At 62.4% G+C, this 19,971-nt stretch carries 17 protein-coding genes; 3 read left to right on the plus strand and 14 right to left on the minus strand.

Features of this window, described 5'->3' with window-relative positions; all coding sequences use genetic code 11:
- The 13 genes from lpxA to rpsB all read right to left on the minus strand — a co-directional run bounded on the left by lpxA (nucleotide 1) and on the right by rpsB (nucleotide 12,676).
- Nucleotides 1-777 carry an acyl-ACP--UDP-N-acetylglucosamine O-acyltransferase gene (lpxA, locus tag BM154_RS04465; protein ID WP_074881167.1) on the minus strand — a complete coding sequence of 259 codons (777 nt, stop codon included), beginning with the start codon at nucleotides 775-777 and terminating at the stop codon, nucleotides 1-3.
- A complete protein-coding gene (gene fabZ / locus BM154_RS04470) occupies nucleotides 774-1,214 on the minus strand; it encodes a 3-hydroxyacyl-ACP dehydratase FabZ (protein ID WP_074881168.1) in 441 nt (146 codons plus the stop codon). The genes lpxA and fabZ overlap by 4 nt, the downstream gene beginning before the upstream one ends.
- A 44-nt stretch (nucleotides 1,215-1,258) precedes the next feature.
- The gene (gene lpxD, locus BM154_RS04475) at nucleotides 1,259-2,320 is read right to left on the minus strand and encodes a UDP-3-O-(3-hydroxymyristoyl)glucosamine N-acyltransferase (protein WP_139225382.1); all 1,062 of its coding nucleotides are present in this window, start codon (nucleotides 2,318-2,320) and stop codon (nucleotides 1,259-1,261) included.
- Nucleotides 2,320-2,823: an OmpH/Skp family outer membrane protein gene (locus BM154_RS04480; protein WP_070884108.1), complete on the minus strand. Its 504-nt coding sequence runs from the start codon at nucleotides 2,821-2,823 to the stop codon at nucleotides 2,320-2,322. The genes lpxD and BM154_RS04480 overlap by 1 nt, the downstream gene beginning before the upstream one ends.
- A 48-nt stretch (nucleotides 2,824-2,871) precedes the next feature.
- Complete coding sequence (gene bamA / locus BM154_RS04485) at nucleotides 2,872-5,244, minus strand: outer membrane protein assembly factor BamA (protein ID WP_074881169.1); 2,373 nt, start codon at nucleotides 5,242-5,244, stop codon at nucleotides 2,872-2,874.
- Between the two features lie 73 nt (nucleotides 5,245-5,317).
- Nucleotides 5,318-6,670: a sigma E protease regulator RseP gene (gene rseP, locus BM154_RS04490; RefSeq protein WP_074881170.1), complete on the minus strand. Its 1,353-nt coding sequence runs from the start codon at nucleotides 6,668-6,670 to the stop codon at nucleotides 5,318-5,320.
- A complete protein-coding gene (ispC, locus tag BM154_RS04495; RefSeq protein ID WP_074881171.1) occupies nucleotides 6,667-7,860 on the minus strand; it encodes a 1-deoxy-D-xylulose-5-phosphate reductoisomerase in 1,194 nt (397 codons plus the stop codon). The genes rseP and ispC overlap by 4 nt, the downstream gene beginning before the upstream one ends.
- Nucleotides 7,857-8,672, minus strand: coding sequence for a phosphatidate cytidylyltransferase (locus BM154_RS04500; protein WP_074881172.1), 816 nt, complete (start codon nucleotides 8,670-8,672; stop codon nucleotides 7,857-7,859). The genes ispC and BM154_RS04500 overlap by 4 nt, the downstream gene beginning before the upstream one ends.
- Nucleotides 8,672-9,436 carry a polyprenyl diphosphate synthase gene (uppS, locus tag BM154_RS04505; RefSeq protein WP_074881173.1) on the minus strand — a complete coding sequence of 255 codons (765 nt, stop codon included), beginning with the start codon at nucleotides 9,434-9,436 and terminating at the stop codon, nucleotides 8,672-8,674. Before uppS ends, BM154_RS04500 begins: the two co-directional genes overlap by 1 nt.
- Before the next feature lie 16 nt (nucleotides 9,437-9,452).
- A complete protein-coding gene (gene frr, locus BM154_RS04510; RefSeq protein WP_074881174.1) occupies nucleotides 9,453-10,010 on the minus strand; it encodes a ribosome recycling factor in 558 nt (185 codons plus the stop codon).
- Nucleotides 10,007-10,750 (minus strand): UMP kinase, encoded by a 744-nt coding sequence (pyrH, locus tag BM154_RS04515; RefSeq protein WP_042555172.1) that lies wholly within the window; start codon nucleotides 10,748-10,750, stop codon nucleotides 10,007-10,009. Before pyrH ends, frr begins: the two co-directional genes overlap by 4 nt.
- 190 nt (nucleotides 10,751-10,940) lie before the next feature.
- Nucleotides 10,941-11,804 carry a translation elongation factor Ts gene (gene tsf, locus BM154_RS04520; protein ID WP_074881175.1) on the minus strand — a complete coding sequence of 288 codons (864 nt, stop codon included), beginning with the start codon at nucleotides 11,802-11,804 and terminating at the stop codon, nucleotides 10,941-10,943.
- 128 nt (nucleotides 11,805-11,932) lie between these two features.
- The gene (gene rpsB / locus BM154_RS04525; protein WP_073261679.1) at nucleotides 11,933-12,676 is read right to left on the minus strand and encodes a 30S ribosomal protein S2; all 744 of its coding nucleotides are present in this window, start codon (nucleotides 12,674-12,676) and stop codon (nucleotides 11,933-11,935) included.
- 260 nt (nucleotides 12,677-12,936) lie between these two features.
- Between rpsB and map the strand changes: the two genes are divergently transcribed.
- Nucleotides 12,937-13,737 (plus strand): type I methionyl aminopeptidase, encoded by an 801-nt coding sequence (gene map / locus BM154_RS04530; RefSeq protein ID WP_074881176.1) that lies wholly within the window; start codon nucleotides 12,937-12,939, stop codon nucleotides 13,735-13,737.
- Nucleotides 13,738-13,773: 36 nt separating this feature from the next.
- Nucleotides 13,774-16,470 (plus strand): [protein-PII] uridylyltransferase, encoded by a 2,697-nt coding sequence (locus tag BM154_RS04535; RefSeq protein ID WP_074881177.1) that lies wholly within the window; start codon nucleotides 13,774-13,776, stop codon nucleotides 16,468-16,470.
- A gap of 36 nt (nucleotides 16,471-16,506) precedes the next feature.
- Here BM154_RS04535 and BM154_RS04540 read toward each other — a convergent pair whose 3' ends face one another.
- Entirely contained in the window at nucleotides 16,507-18,399 is a 1,893-nt protein-coding gene (locus BM154_RS04540) for a methyl-accepting chemotaxis protein (protein ID WP_074881178.1), read from the minus strand.
- A 345-nt stretch (nucleotides 18,400-18,744) separates the two neighbouring features.
- On the opposite strand from BM154_RS04540, the gene dapC reads away from it, so the two are divergent.
- The gene (dapC, locus tag BM154_RS04545; protein WP_074881179.1) at nucleotides 18,745-19,941 is read left to right on the plus strand and encodes a succinyldiaminopimelate transaminase; all 1,197 of its coding nucleotides are present in this window, start codon (nucleotides 18,745-18,747) and stop codon (nucleotides 19,939-19,941) included.
- Nucleotides 19,942-19,971 lie beyond the last annotated feature (30 nt).

Raw genomic sequence — 19,971 nt, forward strand, 5'->3', positions numbered from 1 at the left:
TCAGCGGGTGATGCCGCGGCTGGAGGTCAGGATCGAATCGCGGAACACCGCCACTTCGGCAAACTGGGCCGCCACTTCTTCCAGCTCGACCAGTGCTTCCTCGATGGTGAAACCCTGGCGGTAGACGATCTTGTAGGCACGGCGCAGCGCCTGCATCGACTCGCTACTGAAACCGCGACGGCGCAGGCCTTCGAAGTTCATGCTGCGCGCTTCGGCCGGGTTGCCGGAGACCGTGACGTAGGCCGGGACATCCTTGCCGATCGCTGCACCCATGCCGGCAAAGGCGTGGGCGCCGATATGGCAGAACTGATGCACCAGGGTGTAGCCGGACAGAATCGCCCAGTCGCCGATGTGCACGTGCCCGGCCAGGGCCACGTTGTTGACCAGGATGCAGTGGTTGCCGACCACGCTGTCGTGACCGATATGGGCATAGGCCATGATCAGGTTGTGATCACCGATGGTGGTCTCGTCACGATCCTGAATGGTGCCGCGGTGCATGGTCACGCCTTCGCGGATGATGTTGTGGTCACCGATGACCAGGCGCGTAGGCTCGCCCTTGTACTTGCGATCCGGGGTGTCTTCACCCAGGGAGGCGAATTGGTAGATCTTGTTGTGTTTACCGATTCGGGTAGGCCCCTTGATGATCACGTTGGGACCCAGCACGCAGCCCTCGCCAATTTCTACGTCGGGCCCAATGATCGACCAAGGGCCGACGACGACGTCGTCAGCCAGCTTGGCGCTGGGATCGATGATGGCGCGAGGGTCAATCAAACTCATAACTTGCGTTCCGCACAGATGATTTCGGCCGAGCACACTTCCTTGCCGTCGACCGTGGCCTTGCATTCGAATTTCCAGATGCTGCGCTTGCTGCTGAGGAACTTGGCCTCGAGGATCAGTTGGTCGCCCGGCACCACCGGCTGACGGAAGCGTAGCTTATCGGAGCCGACGAAGTAGTAGAGGGTGCCATCGGCAGGCTTCACGTCCATCATCTTGAAACCCAGGATACCGGCGGCCTGGGCCATGGCCTCGATGATCAGGACGCCTGGCATGATCGGATGCTCGGGAAAATGGCCGTTGAAGAATGGCTCATTGACGCTGACATTCTTATAGGCACGAACGCTCTTGCCCTCAAGATCCAGATCCGTGACCCGATCCACCAGCAGGAACGGGTAACGGTGCGGCAAGTACTCGCGAATTTCGTTGATTTCCATCATTTCCAGAGAAGCCCGTAATAAAAAGAAGAGAGCCAGCCATTGGCTCAGGCATCAGATGAGGCATTCCCGCTCGAGGTCACGGCAGCAAGCTGTTTTTCCAGCTGCTTCACACGCCGCGCCATGTCGTCCAGCTGGCGGATGCGCGCCACGCTTTTCTTCCACTCGGCTGCAGGTTGCATGGCAGTGCCCGACGAATAGGCACCGGGCTCGGTGATCGAGCGGGTGACCATGGTCATGCCGGTCACGAATACGCCATCACACACGTCGATATGACCGACCATGCCGACGCCGCCGGCGATCATACAGTTCTTGCCGATCGAGGTGCTGCCGGAAATGCCGACACAGGCGGCCATCGCCGTGTTGTCGCCGACCTGCACGTTGTGGGCGATCATGATCTGGTTATCCAGCTTCACGCCGTTGCCGATACGCGTATCGGCCAGTGCGCCGCGATCGAGGGTGGTGTTGGCACCGATTTCGACATCGTCACCAATGCTCACGCCGCCGATCTGGGCGATCTTCTGCCACACGCCCTTCTCGTTGGCGAAGCCGAAGCCCTCGCCACCGATCACCGCGCCGGACTGGATCACCACCCGCTTGCCGATACGCACGTCGTGGTACAGGGTGACCCGCGGGGCCAACCAGCCGCCCTCACCGATCTCCGAGCGTGCGCCGATCACGCAATGCGCGCCCAGCGACACGCCAGCGGCAATCTTTGCCCCTGCCTCGATGACCACGTAGGGACCGATAGCGGCGCTCGGATCGACCTGCGCGTCCTCGGCCACCACCGCAGTCGGGTGGACGCCGGCAACGGCCCTGGGCTTGCGGTCGAACAGATGGGACAGCGTGGCGTAGGCCAGATAGGGATTGGCGACGACCAGCGCATTGCCGGAGAAACCTTCGGCATCGGCAGCGGTGAGCAGCACCGCAGCGGCCCGGCAACTGCCGAGGTGCTTGCGATACTGCGCATTGGCCAGGAACGTCAGCTGAGACGGGCCGGCATCCTGCAAGGTTGCCAGCCCGTCGACTGTCTGCTCAGCGGCGCCACGCAAGGTGGCGCCCAGCTGTTCGGCCAATTGGCCGAGGGTGAATACCGGTGTGGACATCATCAACGCATCTGGTTCATGCGCTCGATGACCTGGCGGGTGATGTCGAACTGCGGTTTGACATCGATGACCGCGCCGCGCTCGAGCACCAGGTCGAAGTTGCCATTCTTGATGACTTCCTCAACGGCCTTGTCCAGGTTGGGCTTGAGCTTCTTGAGCATGTCGCGATCGGCAACCGCCTTGGCTTCGTTCAGCTCCTTGGACTGGAACTGGAAGTCACGGGCCTTCTGCTTGAAGTCCAGTTCCAGGCGCTCACGCTCGGCGGTCTGCATCTTCTCGCCATCTTTGACGATGCGGTCCTGAATGCGTTTGGCGTCGCTTTCCAAAGTCTTGAGCTTGTTCAGCTGCGGGCCGAATTTCTTCTCGGCGTCGACCGCATAGCGCTTGGCCGCATCGGACTCGAGCAGGGCCATCTGGTAGTTGAGCACGGCGATCTTCATTTCCGCGAAGGCTGGGGTAGCCAGCAGGGTGACGCTTAACAGAACCAATTGAGTCAACTTACGCACGGTGCAACTCCTGCAGAAAAACTGTCTTGGTGGTTCGTAACCAGACGCTTAGAACGTCTGGCCGAGGGAGAACTGGAATACCTGGGTATCGGCATCGTCCGGCTTCTTGACCGGCATCGCCAGGCTGAAACTCAGCGGGCCGAGCGCGGTGATCCAGGTAACGCCGACACCTACCGAGCTGGCCAGGTTGCCGAAATCGATGTCGCAGCTGTCACCACGGCGTTTCTGGCCGGAGCTGCAGTCGGTGTCGAACACGTTACCCACATCCCAGAACAGCGCGGTACGCAGCGAGCGCTGATCCTTGACGAACGGCAGCGGGAACAGCAGTTCGGCGCCGCCCTGGATCAATACGTTACCACCGAACGGCAGCGGATCCTGATCGGGGTCGGCCGCTGTGCCAGCGTTGCCGGTTATAGCTTCACCACGGCTTGGCGTACTACGAGGCCCAAGACTGCTGTCCTCGAAACCACGTACCGAGTTGAAACCACCGGCATAGTAGTTCTCATAGAATGGCAGCTTCTGAGTGGACCCGAACGCACCGCCGTAACCCAGTTGCGTATGGAAACGCATGGTGTAGGTATCGGTCAGCGGCTTGAACACCTGGCCGCGATAATCGAGCTTGTAGAACGACAGGTCACTGCCCGGCACGGTGGTCTCGAACACCAGGCTCTGGGAGTGGCCACGGTTGGCGAGCACGCCGCGGTTGAGGGTGGACTCGGACCAGCCGACGGAAGCCTTGAAGTTGAGGTATTTCTCGCCTTCCTGACGGGTGAAGTCGAAGATTTCGTCGACGGTATAGCGACCCGAGTTGATCTCGTCCTGCTGCGCGGTCAAACCGTAGGTCAGACGCGCGGTCTCGCTGATGGGGTAGCCGATGTTGATGCCGGCACCGAGGCTGTCGACCGAGTAGCTGGATACATCGACATCAAGCTCGTCGTAGTCGGTGGTACGGTAGAAGGCGTTGTAGCCAAGGCTGACGCCATCCTCGGTCCAGTACGGATCGGTGAAGGAGAAGTTGTAGCGGCTCTGGTATTCGCTGCGGGTCAGGCCGAGGCTGACACGGTTACCGCTACCCAGGAAGTTGTTCTGGGTGATCGAGCCACCGAGGATCAGGCCGGCGTTCTGGGCGAAACCCACGCTGGCGGTGATCGAGCCGGAAGCCTGCTCCTCGACGCTGTAGTTGACGTCAACCTGGTCGTCGGTACCCGGCACCTGCGGGGTCTCGACGTTGACTTCCTTGAAGAAGCCCAGACGCTCCAGACGGGTCTTGGACTGGTCGATCAGGTAGGTAGACGCCCAGCCGCCTTCCATCTGGCGCATCTCACGGCGCAGCACTTCGTCTTCGGTCTTGGTGTTGCCGCGGAAATTGATACGGTTGACGTAGGCACGCTTGCCCGGATCCACCACGAAAGTAATGGATACGGTGTTGTCATCATTGTGCGGCTCGGGCACGCCGTTGACGTTGGCGAAGGTGTAACCCTCATTACCCAAGCGGCGAGTGATCAGTTCGCTGGTGGAGGTCATCACCTTGCGGGAGAACACCTGACCTTCCTTGACCAGCAGCAGCGCACGGACTTCTTCTTCCGGCACCTTGAGGTCGCCGGACAGCTTCACGTCACGCACGGTGAACTTCTCGCCCTCATCGATATTAACGGTGATGTAGACGTGCTTCTTGTCCGGGGTGATGGATACCTGGGTGGAGGTGATATCCATGTTGATGTAGCCGCGGTCCAGGTAGTAGGAGCGCAGACGCTCCAGGTCACCGGAGAGTTTTTCACGGGCGTACTTGTCGTCGTTGCGGAAGAACGACAGCCAGTTGGTGGTCTTCAGCTCGAACAGGTCATTGAGGTCTTCATCTGAGAAGACCTTGTTGCCGACCACGTTGATGTGCTGAATGGCCGCAACGCTGCCTTCGTTGATGTTGATCTTCAGGGCCACGCGGTTACGCGGCTGAGGAATCACCTCGGCGTCGATCTCGGCGGAATAACGGCCCTGGGCCACGTACTGGCGCTGCAGCTCGTTACGCACGCCTTCGAGGGTCGCGCGCTGGAAGATCTCGCCCTCGGCCAGGCCGGACTGGTTCAGGCCCTTGAGCAGGTCGTCACTGCTGATAGCCTTGTTGCCCTCGATCTCGATGCTGGAGATCGACGGGCGCTCGACCACGGTGATGACCAGCACGTTGCCGTCGCGACCAAGCTGGATATCCTGGAAGAAACCGGTCTTGAACAGTTCGCGGGTTGCTTCGGTCAGCGTACGGTCGTCGGCCGCCTCGCCGACGTTCAAGGGCAGCGCGCCGAACAGGCTGCCCGCGGAAACGCGCTGCAGACCGTTAACGCGGATATCGGAGATGGTGAAGGACTCGGCGTGAACTTCGGCGATCATCAATGCGGCAAGAACCGCAGGTAGCAGCAGACGTTTCATGAAGTCCTTTCTTATTCCAACTAACGATAAGAAATCAGTCGTTCGAGACGAAAGATATATAATTCAACTGGGCTCACAGGCGACCAAGGTCGTTGACCAGAGCCAGCAGCATCACCCCGATCACCAGGCTGATACCAATCTGCATCCCCCAACCCTGCACCCGTTCGGAAAGCGGGCGGCCCCGTACCCACTCGACCAGGTAATAAAGCAGATGTCCGCCATCCAGAACCGGAATGGGCAGCAAATTGAGAACGCCCAGACTGATACTCAGGTAGGCGAGGAAATTCAAAAAGTCCCCAAGGCCTGACTCGGCCGAAGCGCCCGCCACTTTAGCAATGGTTATCGGCCCGCTCAAGTTTTTTACCGAGAGCTCGCCGAAGAGCATTTTCTTTAGCGAATCGAGGGTCAGCAGGCTCATCGTCCAGGTTCGCGACGCCGCCTCGCTTATCGCCGCCAGTGGGCCGTAGCTGACTTCGCGCAGCATCTGCGCCGGCCATTGGGCAGGCGCGACGCCGGCGCCAAGATATCCTGTCGCCGCATCGCCCTCGCCCTTGACCGCCAGGGTAAGCGGAATTTCCAGACGCTGCCCGTCACGCTCCAGGGCAATGGCTACCGCCTTGCCCGGCAGACCACGGACCCGATCGACAAGGTCCTGCCAATCGCTCAGGGGCTGCCCGTTCAGGGCCAGCAGGCGATCACCGGCGCGCATACCGGCGGCCTGGGCCGGGCCCTGGGGGTCGAACTCGGCGAGCACCGGTTCAAGACTTGGCCGCCACGGGCGAATGCCCAGCGAGGCGATCGGATCGGGCTCGTTGGCGCCACGCAGCCAGTTATCCAGCTGAACGCGGTGAACAGACTCGGCGCCGCCATCGGCAGGCCGCGTGGTGATCAGCAGCTCGCCGCTTTCACCCAGACGGCGCACCAGCTGCAGGTTGACTGCCGACCAGCCGGTGGTGCCCTTGCCATTGACCGCGACGATTTCTTCATCGACCTGCAGGCCTGCAACCTGCGCCAGGCTGCCCGCCTCCACCGCACCAATCACCGGCCGCACCTGCTGGCTGCCCAGCATGGCCACCAACCAGAAGAACACCAGGGCCAGGGCGAAGTTGGCAGCCGGCCCTGCAGCGACGATGGCGAAGCGCTGCCTGACGGTCTTGCGGTTGAACGACTGCTCGGCCAGCTCCGGTGGCACGTCGCCTTCGCGCTCGTCGAGCATCTTCACGTAGCCACCGAGCGGAATCGCAGCGATCACGAACTCGGTGCCCTGGCGGTCATGCCAGCGCACCAGGGGCGTGCCGAAGCCCACGGAAAAGCGCAGCACCTTGACGCCACAGCGGCGGGCGACCCAGAAATGACCATATTCGTGAAAGGTCACCAGCACCCCGAGGGCGATCAGGGTACCGACGATCATATAGAGTGCGCTCATGCCACCTCCCCACGATTGAGCCACTGCCCGGCCAGCTCTCGCGCGCGGCGGTCGGCCTCGAGCACGGCGTCGAGACAGTTCACGGCAACCGCCGGTTCGGCCTCGAGAACGCCGCCAATGATACGCGCGATATCGGTAAAGCGAATCCGCCGCTCGAGAAACGCTGCCACCGCCACTTCGTTGGCGGCATTGAGCATTGCCGGCGCGCTGCCGCCAGACTCGGCGGCATCACGCGCCAGGCGCAGACAGGGAAAGCGAACGTCGTCAGGTGCCTGGAAATCCAGACGTGCCACGGCGAGCAGATCCAGCGCTGCGACCCCCGAATCGATGCGTTGCGGCCAGGCCAGGGCATGGGCGATGGGTGTACGCATGTCGGGGTTGCCCAACTGGGCGAGTACCGAGCCGTCGACGTAATCGACCAGCGAATGGATGACGCTCTGCGGGTGAATCAACACCTCGACCTGCTGTGGGCGGGCATCGAACAGCCAGCAGGCCTCGATCAACTCCAGGCCCTTGTTCATCATGCTCGCCGAATCGACGGAAATCTTGCGGCCCATCGACCAGTTGGGATGGGCGCAGGCCTGCTCGGGGGTCACCGCATGCAGGGCATCGCCTGCAAACTCGCGAAACGGCCCGCCGGAGGCGGTCAGCAGGATGCGCCGCACCCCGACAGGCTGCAGGCCGCGCGCGTAATCCTGGGGCAGGCACTGGAAGATCGCATTGTGCTCGCTGTCGATGGGCAGCAGCACCGCGCCACTCTCGCGCACCGCACGCATGAACAGCGCGCCGGACATTACCAGGGCTTCCTTGTTGGCCAGCAATACCTTCTTGCCGGCCTCGACCGCCGCCAGGGTCGGCTTGAGCCCTGCCGCACCGACAATGGCCGCCATCACCGCGTCCACCTCAGCGTGGGCCGCGACCTCGCACAACCCGGCTTCGCCAAACAGCACCCGGGTAGCGAGCCCGGCGTGCAGCAAACGCGCCTGCAGGTCGCGGGCCGCACTGCCATCGGCGACCACCGCGAAGCGTGGCCGGTGGCTGATGCACAGCGCTTCCAGCTCCGCCATGCGAGTGAAGGCACTGAGGGCGAAGGCCTGGTAACGCGACGGATGCCGGGCGATGACATCGAGGGTGCTAAGACCGATGGAGCCGGTGGCCCCCAGCACGGTAACCTGTTGTACCTGGCTCACAATGCGCCCCAGCCAGCCAGCCACAACAGCATGGCGAACACCGGAACCGCGGCCGTCAGGCTGTCGATGCGATCGAGCACACCGCCATGGCCCGGCAGCAGGTTGCTGCTGTCCTTGATGCCGGACTGGCGCTTGAACATGCTTTCGGTCAGGTCACCGACCACCGAAATCAGCACCACCAGCGCAGCGGCCGGCAGCGCCAGCAGAAAATGACTGAACGACCAGTCGCGGTAGAGCCCAACGGCCACCGTCAGCAGCAGGCTGAGCAGCAGACCACCGACCAGGCCCTCCCAGCTCTTGCCAGGACTGACCCGCGGCGCCAGCTTGCGCTTGCCGAAGCGCTTGCCGGAAAAGTAGGCGCCGATATCGGCGACCCAGACCAATGCCATTACCGCCAGGATCAGCCAGTTGGCCAACTGCCAGTGCTTGATCACCACCAGGCCCTGCCAGGCCGGCAACAGAATCAGCAGGCCGATCAGCAGGCGCCCCGGCAATGCGCCCCAGTAACGACTGCTATCGGGGTAGTTGAGTACCAGGAAGGTAGCGAAGGCCCACCACAACACGCCTGCGGCCAACAGCCAAGGCGCCAGCGCCGGTACGCCGTACAGCAGATAGAGCAACACCGCCACCAGTGCCCCATAGGCAATGCGCAGCGGCTGAGCCTGCAGGCCTGCCAGACGCGCCCATTCCCAGGCGCCAAGCACGACCACCACGGCGATGAACAGCGCGAATGCGCCACCTTCGAGCAGGAAGAAACCTGCCAGGGCGATCGGCAACAGGATCAGCGCCGTGATGATTCGTTGTTTGAGCATCAGGCGCGGGCCTCGGCTTCTACTTGTTCACTGGTCTTGCCAAAGCGTCGCTGGCGCTTGGCGAAATCCGCCAGCGCCGCACGCATGGCGTCGTGCTTGAAGTCCGGCCACAGCAGGTCGGAGAAATACAGTTCACTGTAGGCCATCTGCCAGAGCAGGAAATTGCTCACCCGATGCTCGCCACCGGTACGGATGCACAGGTCGGGCAACGGCAGGTCGCCAGTTGCCAGGCAACCCTGAAGCAGGCGCGGGGTGATGTCTTCCGGCTGCAGATGGCCACCCTGAACCTCGCGCGCCAGGCGCTGCGCGGCCTGGGCAATATCCCACTGGCCACCATAATTGGCGGCGATCTGCAGAATGAAGCGCTTCTCGCCCACGGCCCCGGCGGTCGCGGCTTCGGCTTCGCGCATGGCGGCCTGCAGCTCAGGGTGGAACCGCGAGCGGTCGCCGATGATGCGCAGACTGATAGCGTTCTCGTCGAGTTTGCGGGCCTCGCGGCGCAGGGCGCTGAGGAACAGCTCCATCAGCGCCCCGACCTCGTCGGCCGGGCGCTGCCAGTTCTCGCTGGAGAAGGCGAACAGGGTCAGCACCTCGACGCCGGAGTCGGCGCACACCTCGATGACCGCCCGCACCGCATCCACACCCGCCTTGTGTCCGGCGACACCGGGCAGCAGGCGCTTGCGCGCCCAGCGGTTGTTACCATCCATAATGATCGCCACGTGCCGTGGAACGGCCATCACGGCACCGACTTTGCTATTGTCCATGGCGACTTCCTGGCCGTCAGACGGCCATCAGGTCCGCTTCTTTCTGCTTCACGGCGACGTCGATCTCGGCCACGAACTTGTCGGTCAGCTTTTGCACGTCATCAGCAGCGCGGCGCTCTTCGTCCTCACTGATTTCCTTTTCCTTGACCAGATCCTTGAGCTGGCTCATGGCATCGCGACGAATGTTGCGCACGGCAACGCGGGCATCTTCGGCGGCATCACGGGCCTGCTTGGTGAAACCGCGGCGGGTTTCTTCGGTCAGCGCCGGCATGGTCACCAGCAGCAGCTCGCCGAGGTTGGTCGGGTTGAAACCCAGGCCCGAACTCTGGATGGCCTTATCGACGGCGCTCAGCATGCTGCGCTCGAATGCCACCACCTGCAGGGTGCGCGAATCCTTGACGGTCACGCTGGCAACCTGGTTGAGCGGGGTGTCCGCGCCGTAATACGGCACCATCACACCACCGAGGATGCTAGGGTGAGCCTGACCGGTGCGGATGCGGCTGAATGCGTGGACCAGCGATTCCAGGCTCTTCTGCATGCGCGTCTGAGCGTCTTTCTTGATTTCGTTGATCATTCTTTGCTTTCCTCGACCAAAGTACCTTCGGCACCACCCACCACGACATTGAGCAGGGCACCCGGCTTGTTCATATTGAATACCCGCAGCGGCATGTTGTGATCCCGGCACAGGCAGATAGCCGTCAGATCCATCACGCCCAGCTTGCGATCCAGCACCTCGTCATAGGTGAGGCGATCGAATTTTTCCGCATGCGGATCCTTGAAGGGATCGGCAGTGTACACACCATCCACCTTGGTTGCCTTGAGCACCACATCGGCGTCGATCTCGATACCGCGCAAACAGGCGGCCGAATCGGTGGTGAAGAACGGATTACCAGTGCCAGCGGCGAAAATCACCACCTCACCGGTCTTCAGGTGGCGCATGGCCTTGCGGCGATCGTAGTGGTCGGTGACGCCGACCATGGAGATGGCCGACATGACCAGTGCCGGGATGTTCGAGCGCTCCAGGGCGTCGCGCATGGCCAGGGCGTTCATCACCGTGGCCAGCATGCCCATGTGATCACCGGTGACCCGATCCATGCCGGCCGCGCTGAGCGCTGCGCCGCGGAACAGATTGCCGCCACCGATCACCACACCGACCTGGACGCCGATGCCGACCAGCTGGCCGACTTCCAGGGCCATGCGATCGAGCACCTTGGGATCGATGCCGAAATCTTCGGAGCCCATCAGGGCCTCGCCGCTGAGTTTGAGCAGAATGCGCTTGTAACGCGGTTGACGACCACTCACCTGCTGAGCCATTACCATTCTCTCCTGCGGCGTAAGAAAAACCTGCGAGCCGAGTGACTCGCCATATCGAGCGCTTCGACAGCGCTCAAGACTGTTCGTGCCGTGGGCACCAACCGCCGTTCTGAAAAAAAACCCATTTGAAAAAGAGGCCGCGCGCGTGAGCGGGCAGCCTCTTCTGGGGCACTAGCTGAGCGGCCTGCTGTTACTGCTTGCTGGCAGCAACCTGAGCAGCAACTTCGGCAGCGAAGTCGGTCTCGGCCTTCTCGATGCCCTCGCCCACTTCGTAACGTACGAAGGAAACGACTTCTGCACCGGCTTTCTTGACCAGGTCACCGACCTTGACTTCCGGATCCATGATGAAGGCTTGCTCAACCAGGCTGGCTTCGGCCAGGAACTTGTTGATGCGGCCCTTGATCATGTTCTCGACGATGTTTTCCGGCTTGCCGGCGATCTTGTCGGCATTGAGCTGCAGGAAGATTTCCTTTTCCTTGGCAACCAGCTCTTCGGAAACCTGGTCCGGGGAAACCACGGCCGGGTTGGAAGCAGCGACGTGCATGGCAACGTGCTTGGCCAGCTCGTCGTTACCACCTTTGAGAACGACCAGAACACCGATGCGGTGGCCGTGCAGGTAAGCACCAACGGTGTCGCCGGAAACAGCGGTCAGGCGACGGATGTTGACGTTCTCGCCGCACTTGGCAACCAGCGCTTCACGAGCGGATTCGCGCGAAGCGATCAGCGGAGCGACGTCGGTCAGGTTCTGAGCGAAGGCTTCATCCAAGCTGTCTTTCACGAAGCCTTTGAAGTCGTCCTGCAGAGCCAGGAAGTCGGTCTGCGAGTTGACTTCGATGATCACACCACGGCCACCTTCGACGCGAGCGGCGATAGCACCCTCAGCGGCGATGTTGCCAGCCTTTTTGGCAGCCTTGATGGCGCCGGAAGCGCGCATGTCATCAATGGCCTTCTCGATGTCGCCACCGGCGGCAACCAGGGCCTTCTTGCATTCCATCATGCCCTGGCCGGTACGCTCGCGCAGTTCCTTGACCAGTGCTGCAGTAATCTCTGCCATCTTGAAAATCCTCTGTGTAGGTCTTCAACCATCACCCGCAATACGGATGATCAAATCTGTGAGTGGCAAAAAGGGGGCCTAGCCCCCTTTTTGCGCAGCGCATAACACCAGATGCTCTGCGTTACCGCTTAGCCTTCGGCGGCTTCGGCAGCCGGGGCTTCTTCAACGAACTGCTCGGTGGCGCCGCCAGCGTTGCTGCGGCCACGGACCACGGCGTCGGCCATTGCACCCATGTACAGCTGGATGGCGCGGATGGCGTCGTCGTTACCCGGGATGATGTAGTCAACGCCTTCAGGGCTGCTGTTGGTATCGACAACGCCAATGACCGGGATGCCCAGCTTGTTGGCTTCGGTGATCGCGATGCGCTCGTGATCAACGTCGATGACGAACAGTGCGTCCGGCAGGCCGCCCATGTCCTTGATACCACCCAGGCTGCGATCCAGTTTTTCCAGATCACGCGAACGCATCAGGGCTTCTTTCTTGGTCAGCTTGGCGAAGGTACCGTCCTGGGACTGTACTTCCAGATCGCGCAGACGCTTGATCGAGGCACGGATGGTCTTGTAGTTGGTGAGCATGCCGCCCAACCAGCGGTGATCGACGAACGGCGAGCCGCAACGAGCTGCTTCTTCGCGAACGATCTTGCCAGCGGAACGCTTGGTGCCGACGAACAGGATCTTGTTCTTGCCAGCAGCCAGCTTTTCAACGAACGACAGGGCGTCGTTGAACATCGGCAGGGTCTTTTCCAGGTTGATGATGTGAATCTTGTTACGCGCGCCGAAAATGTACTTGCCCATTTTCGGGTTCCAGTAACGGGTCTGGTGGCCGAAGTGCACACCGGCCTTCAGCATATCGCGCATGTTGACTTGGGACATGATAGTTCCTTGATAAGTCGGGTTAGGCCTCCACGCATCCCAATTTCCAACCCTTGCGGGCACCCAGGAAATCGTGTCGATGCGTGTGTGGGGTTAAGCTTTCGGGGTCTACCCCGTAAAGCGGCGCGTTTTATACCACACAAACCGACCTTAGGCTATATGCCTGCATGCGCTTGATGGCCTGCCCCCGCGCGCGGGCGCTTCAAGGTTGGCGGCGCAAACTGTTACCATGCAGCCTTTACAGAACAACCGAGATCACCATGACCGTCACCCTCAAGACGCCCGACGAAATCGAGAAAATGCGCATCGCCGGTCGCCTGGCCGCCGACGTACTGGAAATGATCGCCGAACATGTCAAACCCGGCGTCACCACGGACGAGCTCAACGCCCTCTGCCACAACTATATCGTCGATGTGCAGAAGGCTATTCCCGCGCCGCTCAACTATGGCGCCGCGCCAGGTCGTCCGGGCTTTCCGAAATCCATCTGCACCTCGCTCAACCACGTGGTCTGTCACGGCATCCCCAACGACAAGCCGCTCAAGGAAGGCGACGTGATGAATATCGACATCACCGTCATCAAGGACGGCTATTACGGCGACACCAGCCGCATGTTCCACGTCGGCAAGGTGCCGGAGTGGGCCGAGCGCCTGTCGCGGGTCACCCAGGAGTGCCTCTATAAAGGCATCGAAGTGGTGCGCCCCGGTGCGCGCCTTGGCGACATCGGTGAGGTGATCCAGAAGCATGCCGAGAAAAACGGCTTCTCGGTGGTTCGCGAGTTCTGCGGCCATGGCATCGGCTCGGTGTTCCATGAAGACCCGCAGGTGCTGCACTACGGCCGCGCCGGCACCGGCATGGAACTCAAGGAAGGCATGACCTTCACCATCGAGCCGATGATCAACCAGGGTCGCCCCGAAACCCGCGTGCTGGGTGATGGCTGGACGGCGATCACCAAGGATCGCAAGTTGTCCGCGCAATGGGAGCACACCCTGCTGGTCACTGCCGATGGCTACGAGATCTTCACCCTGCGCAGCGACGACACCATTGCCCGCACCTCAGCCTGATACGCGCATCCCCTATAGATAAAGGAAGGCCGCCGCATGTCGCTGCTAGACGCCGAGTTGTTCGATCGCGGCCAGTTCCAGGCGGAACTGGCACTCAAGTCCAGCCCCATCGGCGCCTTCAAGAAAGCCATTCGCCGCGCCCACGAGGTGCTGGACGCACGCTTTCGCGACAACCGCGACGTGCGCCGCCTGGTCGAGGATCGCGCACGCTTCACCGACCAGATCCTGCTCGAGGCCTGGAACCGCTTCAGCTGGAGTAGCGAGGCGGAAATCGCCCTGCTGGCGGTGGGTGGCTACGGCCGCGGCGAGTTGCATCCCTATTCCGATATTGACCTGCTGATCCTGCTCGGCGGCGATGACCAGGAAACCTTTCGCGAGCCGATCGAAGGCTTTCTCACCCTGCTCTGGGACATTGGCCTGGAGGTCGGCCAGAGCGTGCGCTCGGTGGCCGAATGCGGCGAACAGGCCCGCGCCGATCTGACGGTCATCACCAACCTGATGGAAAGCCGTACCATCGCCGGCCCCGAGCACCTGCGCGAACGCATGCAGGAAGTGACCTCCAGCGCCCACATGTGGCCGAGCAAGGCGTTCTACCTGGCCAAGCGCGACGAACAGAAGGCCCGCCACGCCAAGTACAACGACACCGAGTACAACCTGGAGCCCAATGTCAAAGGCTCGCCCGGCGGGCTGCGCGATATCCAGACCATCCTGTGGGTGGCGCGCCGGCACTTCGGCACCCTGAACCTGCATGCGATGGTCGGCCAGGGCTTCCTGCTGGAAAGCGAATACGCCCTGCTCGCCTCCTCCCAGGAGTTTCTCTGGAAGGTGCGCTACGCCCTGCACATGCTGGCCGGGCGTGCCGAGGATCGCCTGCTGTTCGATCACCAGAGCAAGGTAGCCGAGCTGCTCGGCTACCACGAAGGCGACACCAAGCGCACCATCGAACGTTTCATGCAGAAATACTACCGGGTGGTGATGGCCATCGCCGAGCTGAGTGACCTGATCAACCAGCACTTCGAGGAGGAGATCCTGCGCACCGGCGACAGCCTGCCGGCGAAGCCGCTGAACAGTCGCTTCCAGGTGCGCGACGGCTACATCGAGGTCACCCACGCCAACGTCTTCAAGCGTACGCCGTTCGCGATCATCGAAATTTTCGTGCTGATGGCCCAGCACCCCGAACTCAATGGCGTCTGCGCCGACACCATTCGCCTGCTGCGTGATCACCGTCACCTGATCGACGACGATTTTCGCAAGGACATCCGCAATACCAGTCTGTTCATCGAGCTGTTCAAGTGCGAACAGGGCATCCACCGCAACCTGCGGCGCATGAACCGCTACGGCATCCTCGGCCGCTACCTGCCCGAGTTCGGTCATATCGTCGGGCAGATGCAGCACGACCTGTTCCATATCTACACGGTCGACGCCCACACGCTCAACCTGATCAAGCACCTGCGCAAGTTCAAGTGGCCGGAACTGGCCGAGAAGTTTCCGCTGGCCAGCAAGCTGATCGACAAGCTGCCCAAGCCCGAGCTGATCTATCTCGCCGGGCTCTATCACGATATCGCCAAGGGCCGCGGTGGTGACCACTCGGAACTGGGCGCGGTCGACGCCGAAGCCTTCGGCCAGCGCCACCACCTGCCCGCCTGGGACACCGGGCTGATCGTCTGGCTGGTGCAGAACCACCTGGCGATGTCGACCACCGCCCAGCGCAAGGACCTATCCGATCCGCAGGTGATCAACGACTTCGCCGCATTCGTCGGCGACCAGACGCACCTGGACTACCTCTATGTGCTCACCGTGGCCGACATCAACGCCACCAACCCGACCCTGTGGAACTCCTGGCGGGCCAGCCTGATGCGCCAACTCTATACGGAGACCAAGCGCGCGCTGCGCCGCGGCCTGGAGAACCCGGTAGAGCGCGAGGAGCAGATTCGCCTGACCCAGAGCGCGGCGCTCGATACCCTGATCAATGGCGGCACCGACCCTGACGACGTCGAGCAGCTGTGGTCGCAACTGGGCGATGACTACTTCTTGCGCCACACTGCCAGCGACGTTGCCTGGCACACCGACGCGATCCTCCAGCACCCCGATGACGGCGGCCCACTGGTGCTGATCAAGGAAACCACCCAGCGCGAGTTCGAGGGCGGCACGCAGATCTTCATCTATGCACCGGATCAGCACGACTTCTTCGCGGTGACGGTGGCGGCCATGGCACAGCTGAACCTGAACATCCACGACGCGCGGATTCTCACGTCGACCAGCCAGTTCACCCTCGATACCTACATCGTGCTGGAAGCCGAAGGCGGCTCGATCGGCGACAACCCCGCGCGCATCAAGCAGATCCGCCAGAGCCTGGTCGATACCCTGATGCATCCGGACGAATACCCGAGCATCATCCAGCGCCGAGTGCCACGCCAGCTCAAGCACTTCGCTTTTGCGCCCCAGGTGACCATCCACAATGATGCCCAGCGACCGGTGACCGTGCTGGAACTGACCGCCCCGGATCGCCCCGGCCTGCTGGCCAAGGTCGGACGCATCTTCCTGGATTTCGACCTGTCCTTGCAGAACGCCAAGATCGCCACCCTGGGCGAACGGGTGGAAGACGTGTTCTTTGTAACCGATGCCGACAACCAGCCGCTGTCCGACCCCGAGCTGTGTGCCCGCCTGCAACAGGCGATCATCACCCGGCTGTCGGCCACCAGCAGCCCCAGCCCCTCGCAGATCAGCATCTAGAATGCCGCGCGGGCGCTGAGGCCCGCGCGGCCGGCTTCAGATCCTGAAGCTGTCCACCAGCTGCTTGAGCCGCCCGACCTGTTGATCCAGCTCGGTACAGGCATTCAGGCTGGCCTGCAGGTTGCGCACACCGTCCTGGTTCAGCGTATTGATCTCGGTGATGTCCATGTTCAGGCTTTCGATCACCGAGGTCTGCTCCTCGGTGGCGGTGGCCACGGACTGGTTCATGCCATCGATCTCGCCGATGCGGCGGGTCACCCCGCGCAGGTTCTCGCCCGCCTGCCCACCGATGCGCACGCTGTCGTCACTGAAGCGGCGGCTCTCGCTCATGGTCGCCACGGCGTCGCGGGCACCGGTCTGCAGCTGCTCGATCATCTGCTGGATTTCCTGCGCCGAACTCTGGGTACGCTGGGCCAGATTGCGCACCTCGTCGGCCACCACCGCGAAACCACGGCCAGCTTCGCCAGCACGGGCCGCCTCGATGGCGGCGTTGAGCGCCAAAAGGTTGGTCTGCTCGGAAATACCCTTGATGACATCGAGGATCTGGCCGATGTCGTTGCTCTTCTCGCTCAACAGCTCGATATGGCTGCCCGAGGCCTGGATCTTGTCCGACAGGTCGCCCATCGAGCCCAGGGTGCGCTCGACCATGCCCTGACCTTCCTCGGCATCGCGGCGCGCTTCGCTGGCTTGAATCGAGGCGTCGGCGGCGTTGCGGGCGATTTCCTGGGCGGCGGCGCCAAGCTCGTTGATCGCCGCGGCGACGCTGTCGGTGCGCGCGGCCTGTTCACTGGAGTTGCCCATCGACGCGTTGGACGCCTGCACCACGGTACTGACCCGGGCATGCACTTCACGGGTGGTCGAGGCGACTTCGCGAATCGACTCGTGAATACGCTCGACAAAGCGGTTGAAGGCCCCGGCCAGCTCGCCGAACTCGTCGCCGGAATCGATTTTCAGGCGCTGGGTCAGATCGCCCTCGCCCTCGGCGATGCCGCTCATGGCATGGCTCATCACGTGCAGCGGGCGCAGCAGGATGCGGATCAGCGCGCCGAGCAACAGCAGGATGGCGATCACCCCGATCACTGTCGAGGTCAGTGCCGAGAGGCGGAATTCCTGCAGCGCTGCAAAGGCCTTGCCTTCATCGACCGACAGACCGACGTACCAGCGCACCCCGGTCAGGCCCTGTACCGGCAGGAAGGTGACGATGCGCGCACTGCCATCGATGCCGGTGGTGTTTTGCAGGCCGGATTCCAGGCGCGGCGTCGCCTCGGGGTAGAGCTCCGGCAGCTTCTTGAGCACCAGGCTCTTGTCGGGGTGCACCAGCATCGTGCCCTTGTCATCGACCAGGAATGCATAGCCCATGCCACCCAGGTCGAAGGAGTTGAGGATATCGTCGATGGTCTGCAGCTTGAGATCACCGCCAACCACGCCCTGCAAGGTACCGCCGACACTGACCGGGCGGGTGATGGTGATCAGCAGGCCATCGCGCGGGTCGGCTGCCAGGTAGGGCTCGGTCAGGCCAGGGCCGCTGGCGCCTGCCGCGCTCTTGTACCAGGGGCGCTGGCGCGGATCATAGCCGGCAGGCAGCTCACTGGCGGGAAACTGGGTATAGGTGCCGTCGTTCTGGCCGTAGTAGGCATACAGAAAAGCCGAGGCGATGCTGCGGTGCTGCAGGTTTCTGGCCAGCGATGCAGGCGCGCTGTCGTCCTGTACCGATTCGGCCAGGTTGTCGAGCAGTTGCATGCGCCCAGAAAGCCAGTGCTGGATGTTGCCGGTAGATACCTGACCGACATCGTTGAGGTAATTGGCCAGATTGTCGCGAATCGACGTGCGCTGCAGGTAGTCGTTGTACAGCGCAAAGGATGCGAAGGCCGCAATGACCACCAGGGAAGCAGCCAGCATGATCTTGTGGCTGAATTTTAAGGTGCGCATGAAGGAGCTCTCGCTGAAGGACGGCAGGAATGGATTACGCCCAGGCTATCGGCTAGAGGCTGCAGCTCTTTAGCGCCGCTCGGCAAAATCCGCGCGATTGCCGGCGACTCGAAAGAGTGGCTGAAAAGCCCGCGCTACAGCCCTGCAAGCGCAACCTACGGCTGCCTGCAACGTGCCTTGGACAACCATCTGCCACTCCCTGCTTGACGTGTTGCCGGTCAGTGCAGTTGGGGATGGCGACCCCGAGCCGAGGCCTCGGAACGGCATAAGCAATTTTCCTCGCCCGGCCCACGTGCTAGTGTCGGCACCTTTGTCGCCGCCCCATACAGGACCCGTCGGATCACCATGAACCACGCCCTCGCCCAGTTGCAGCCCTACCCTTTCGAGAAACTGCGTGCCCTGCTTGCCGGTGTCGCCCCCGCCGAGGATCGCTCGCCCATCGCCCTGTCGATCGGCGAACCCAAGCATCGCTCGCCGGCCTTCGTCGCCCAGGCCCTGACCGATAACCTTGACCAGCTGGCGGTCTACCCGACCACGCTGGGTATCCCGGCACTGCGCGAAGCCATCGTCGGCTGGTGCGAGCGGCGCTTCCAGGTGCCGACCGGCTGGCTGGATGCCGCCCGCCACGTGCTGCCGGTCAACGGCACCCGCGAAGCGCTGTTCGCCTTCACCCAGACCGTGGCGCAGCGCGATGTCGATGGCCTGGTGGTAAGTCCCAACCCGTTCTATCAGATCTACGAGGGCGCGGCCCTGCTCGCCGGCACCCAGCCCCATTACCTGCCATGCCTGGCCGAACACGGCTTCAACCCGGATTTCGATGCCGTGGCGCCGGAGGTCTGGCAGCGCTGCCAGATTCTCTTCCTGTGCTCGCCCGGCAACCCGACCGGCGCATTGATTCCGCTGCCGATCCTCAAGAAACTGATCGACCTGGCCGACCGCTACGACTTCGTGATAGCGGCCGATGAGTGCTACAGCGAGCTGTATTTCGACGAGGACAGCCCGCCACCGGGCCTGCTGACCGCCTGCGCCGAGCTGGGCCGCAGCGATTTCAAGCGCTGCGTGGTGTTTCACAGCCTGTCCAAGCGTTCCAACCTGCCCGGCCTGCGCTCGGGCTTCGTGGCCGGCGACGCGGAGATTCTCAAGGCGTTCCTGCTGTACCGCACTTACCATGGCTGCGCCATGCCGGTACAAACCCAGCTGGCCAGCGTCGCGGCCTGGCAGGACGAGGCGCACGTGCGTGCCAACCGCGACCTGTACCGCGAGAAATTCGATGCCGTGCTGGAGATTCTCGGCGACGTGCTCGATGTGCAGCGCCCGGATGGCGGCTTCTACCTGTGGGCCAGGACGCCGGGCGATGATGCCGAATTCACCCGCGCCCTGTTTGCCAGGGAACACGTGACCGTGGTGCCCGGCTCCTACCTGTCCCGTGAGGTGGACGGTTTCAATCCGGGGGCCGGGCGGATTCGCATGGCGCTGGTCGCCCCTCTTGAACAATGCGTGGAAGCGGCGCAGCGCATTCGGCGCTTTATCGAAAGCGCTTAAGGTCCAGGCGCTGAGGGCGAGTCATTGCCC

Source organism: Phytopseudomonas argentinensis, assembly GCF_900113905.1.
GTDB classification, from domain to species: Bacteria; Pseudomonadota; Gammaproteobacteria; order Pseudomonadales; family Pseudomonadaceae; genus Aquipseudomonas; species Aquipseudomonas argentinensis.

Excerpts from the sequence above, each read along its gene's own strand:
- lpxA (WP_074881167.1), bottom strand. The coding sequence starts at position 777 with ATGAGTTTGATTGACCCTCGCGCCATCATCGATCCCAGCGCCAAGCTG.
- fabZ (WP_074881168.1), bottom strand. The coding sequence starts at position 1,214 with ATGATGGAAATCAACGAAATTCGCGAGTACTTGCCGCACCGTTACCCG.
- lpxD (WP_139225382.1), bottom strand. The coding sequence starts at position 2,320 with ATGATGTCCACACCGGTATTCACCCTCGGCCAATTGGCCGAACAGCTG.
- bamA (WP_074881169.1), bottom strand. The coding sequence starts at position 5,244 with ATGAAACGTCTGCTGCTACCTGCGGTTCTTGCCGCATTGATGATCGCC.
- rseP (WP_074881170.1), bottom strand. The coding sequence starts at position 6,670 with ATGAGCGCACTCTATATGATCGTCGGTACCCTGATCGCCCTCGGGGTG.
- BM154_RS04500 (WP_074881172.1), bottom strand. The coding sequence starts at position 8,672 with ATGCTCAAACAACGAATCATCACGGCGCTGATCCTGTTGCCGATCGCC.
- uppS (WP_074881173.1), bottom strand. The coding sequence starts at position 9,436 with ATGGACAATAGCAAAGTCGGTGCCGTGATGGCCGTTCCACGGCACGTG.
- frr (WP_074881174.1), bottom strand. The coding sequence starts at position 10,010 with ATGATCAACGAAATCAAGAAAGACGCTCAGACGCGCATGCAGAAGAGC.
- pyrH (WP_042555172.1), bottom strand. The coding sequence starts at position 10,750 with ATGGCTCAGCAGGTGAGTGGTCGTCAACCGCGTTACAAGCGCATTCTG.
- tsf (WP_074881175.1), bottom strand. The coding sequence starts at position 11,804 with ATGGCAGAGATTACTGCAGCACTGGTCAAGGAACTGCGCGAGCGTACC.
- rpsB (WP_073261679.1), bottom strand. The coding sequence starts at position 12,676 with ATGTCCCAAGTCAACATGCGCGATATGCTGAAGGCCGGTGTGCACTTC.
- map (WP_074881176.1), top strand. The coding sequence starts at position 12,937 with ATGACCGTCACCCTCAAGACGCCCGACGAAATCGAGAAAATGCGCATC.
- BM154_RS04535 (WP_074881177.1), top strand. The coding sequence starts at position 13,774 with ATGTCGCTGCTAGACGCCGAGTTGTTCGATCGCGGCCAGTTCCAGGCG.
- BM154_RS04540 (WP_074881178.1), bottom strand. The coding sequence starts at position 18,399 with ATGCGCACCTTAAAATTCAGCCACAAGATCATGCTGGCTGCTTCCCTG.
- dapC (WP_074881179.1), top strand. The coding sequence starts at position 18,745 with ATGAACCACGCCCTCGCCCAGTTGCAGCCCTACCCTTTCGAGAAACTG.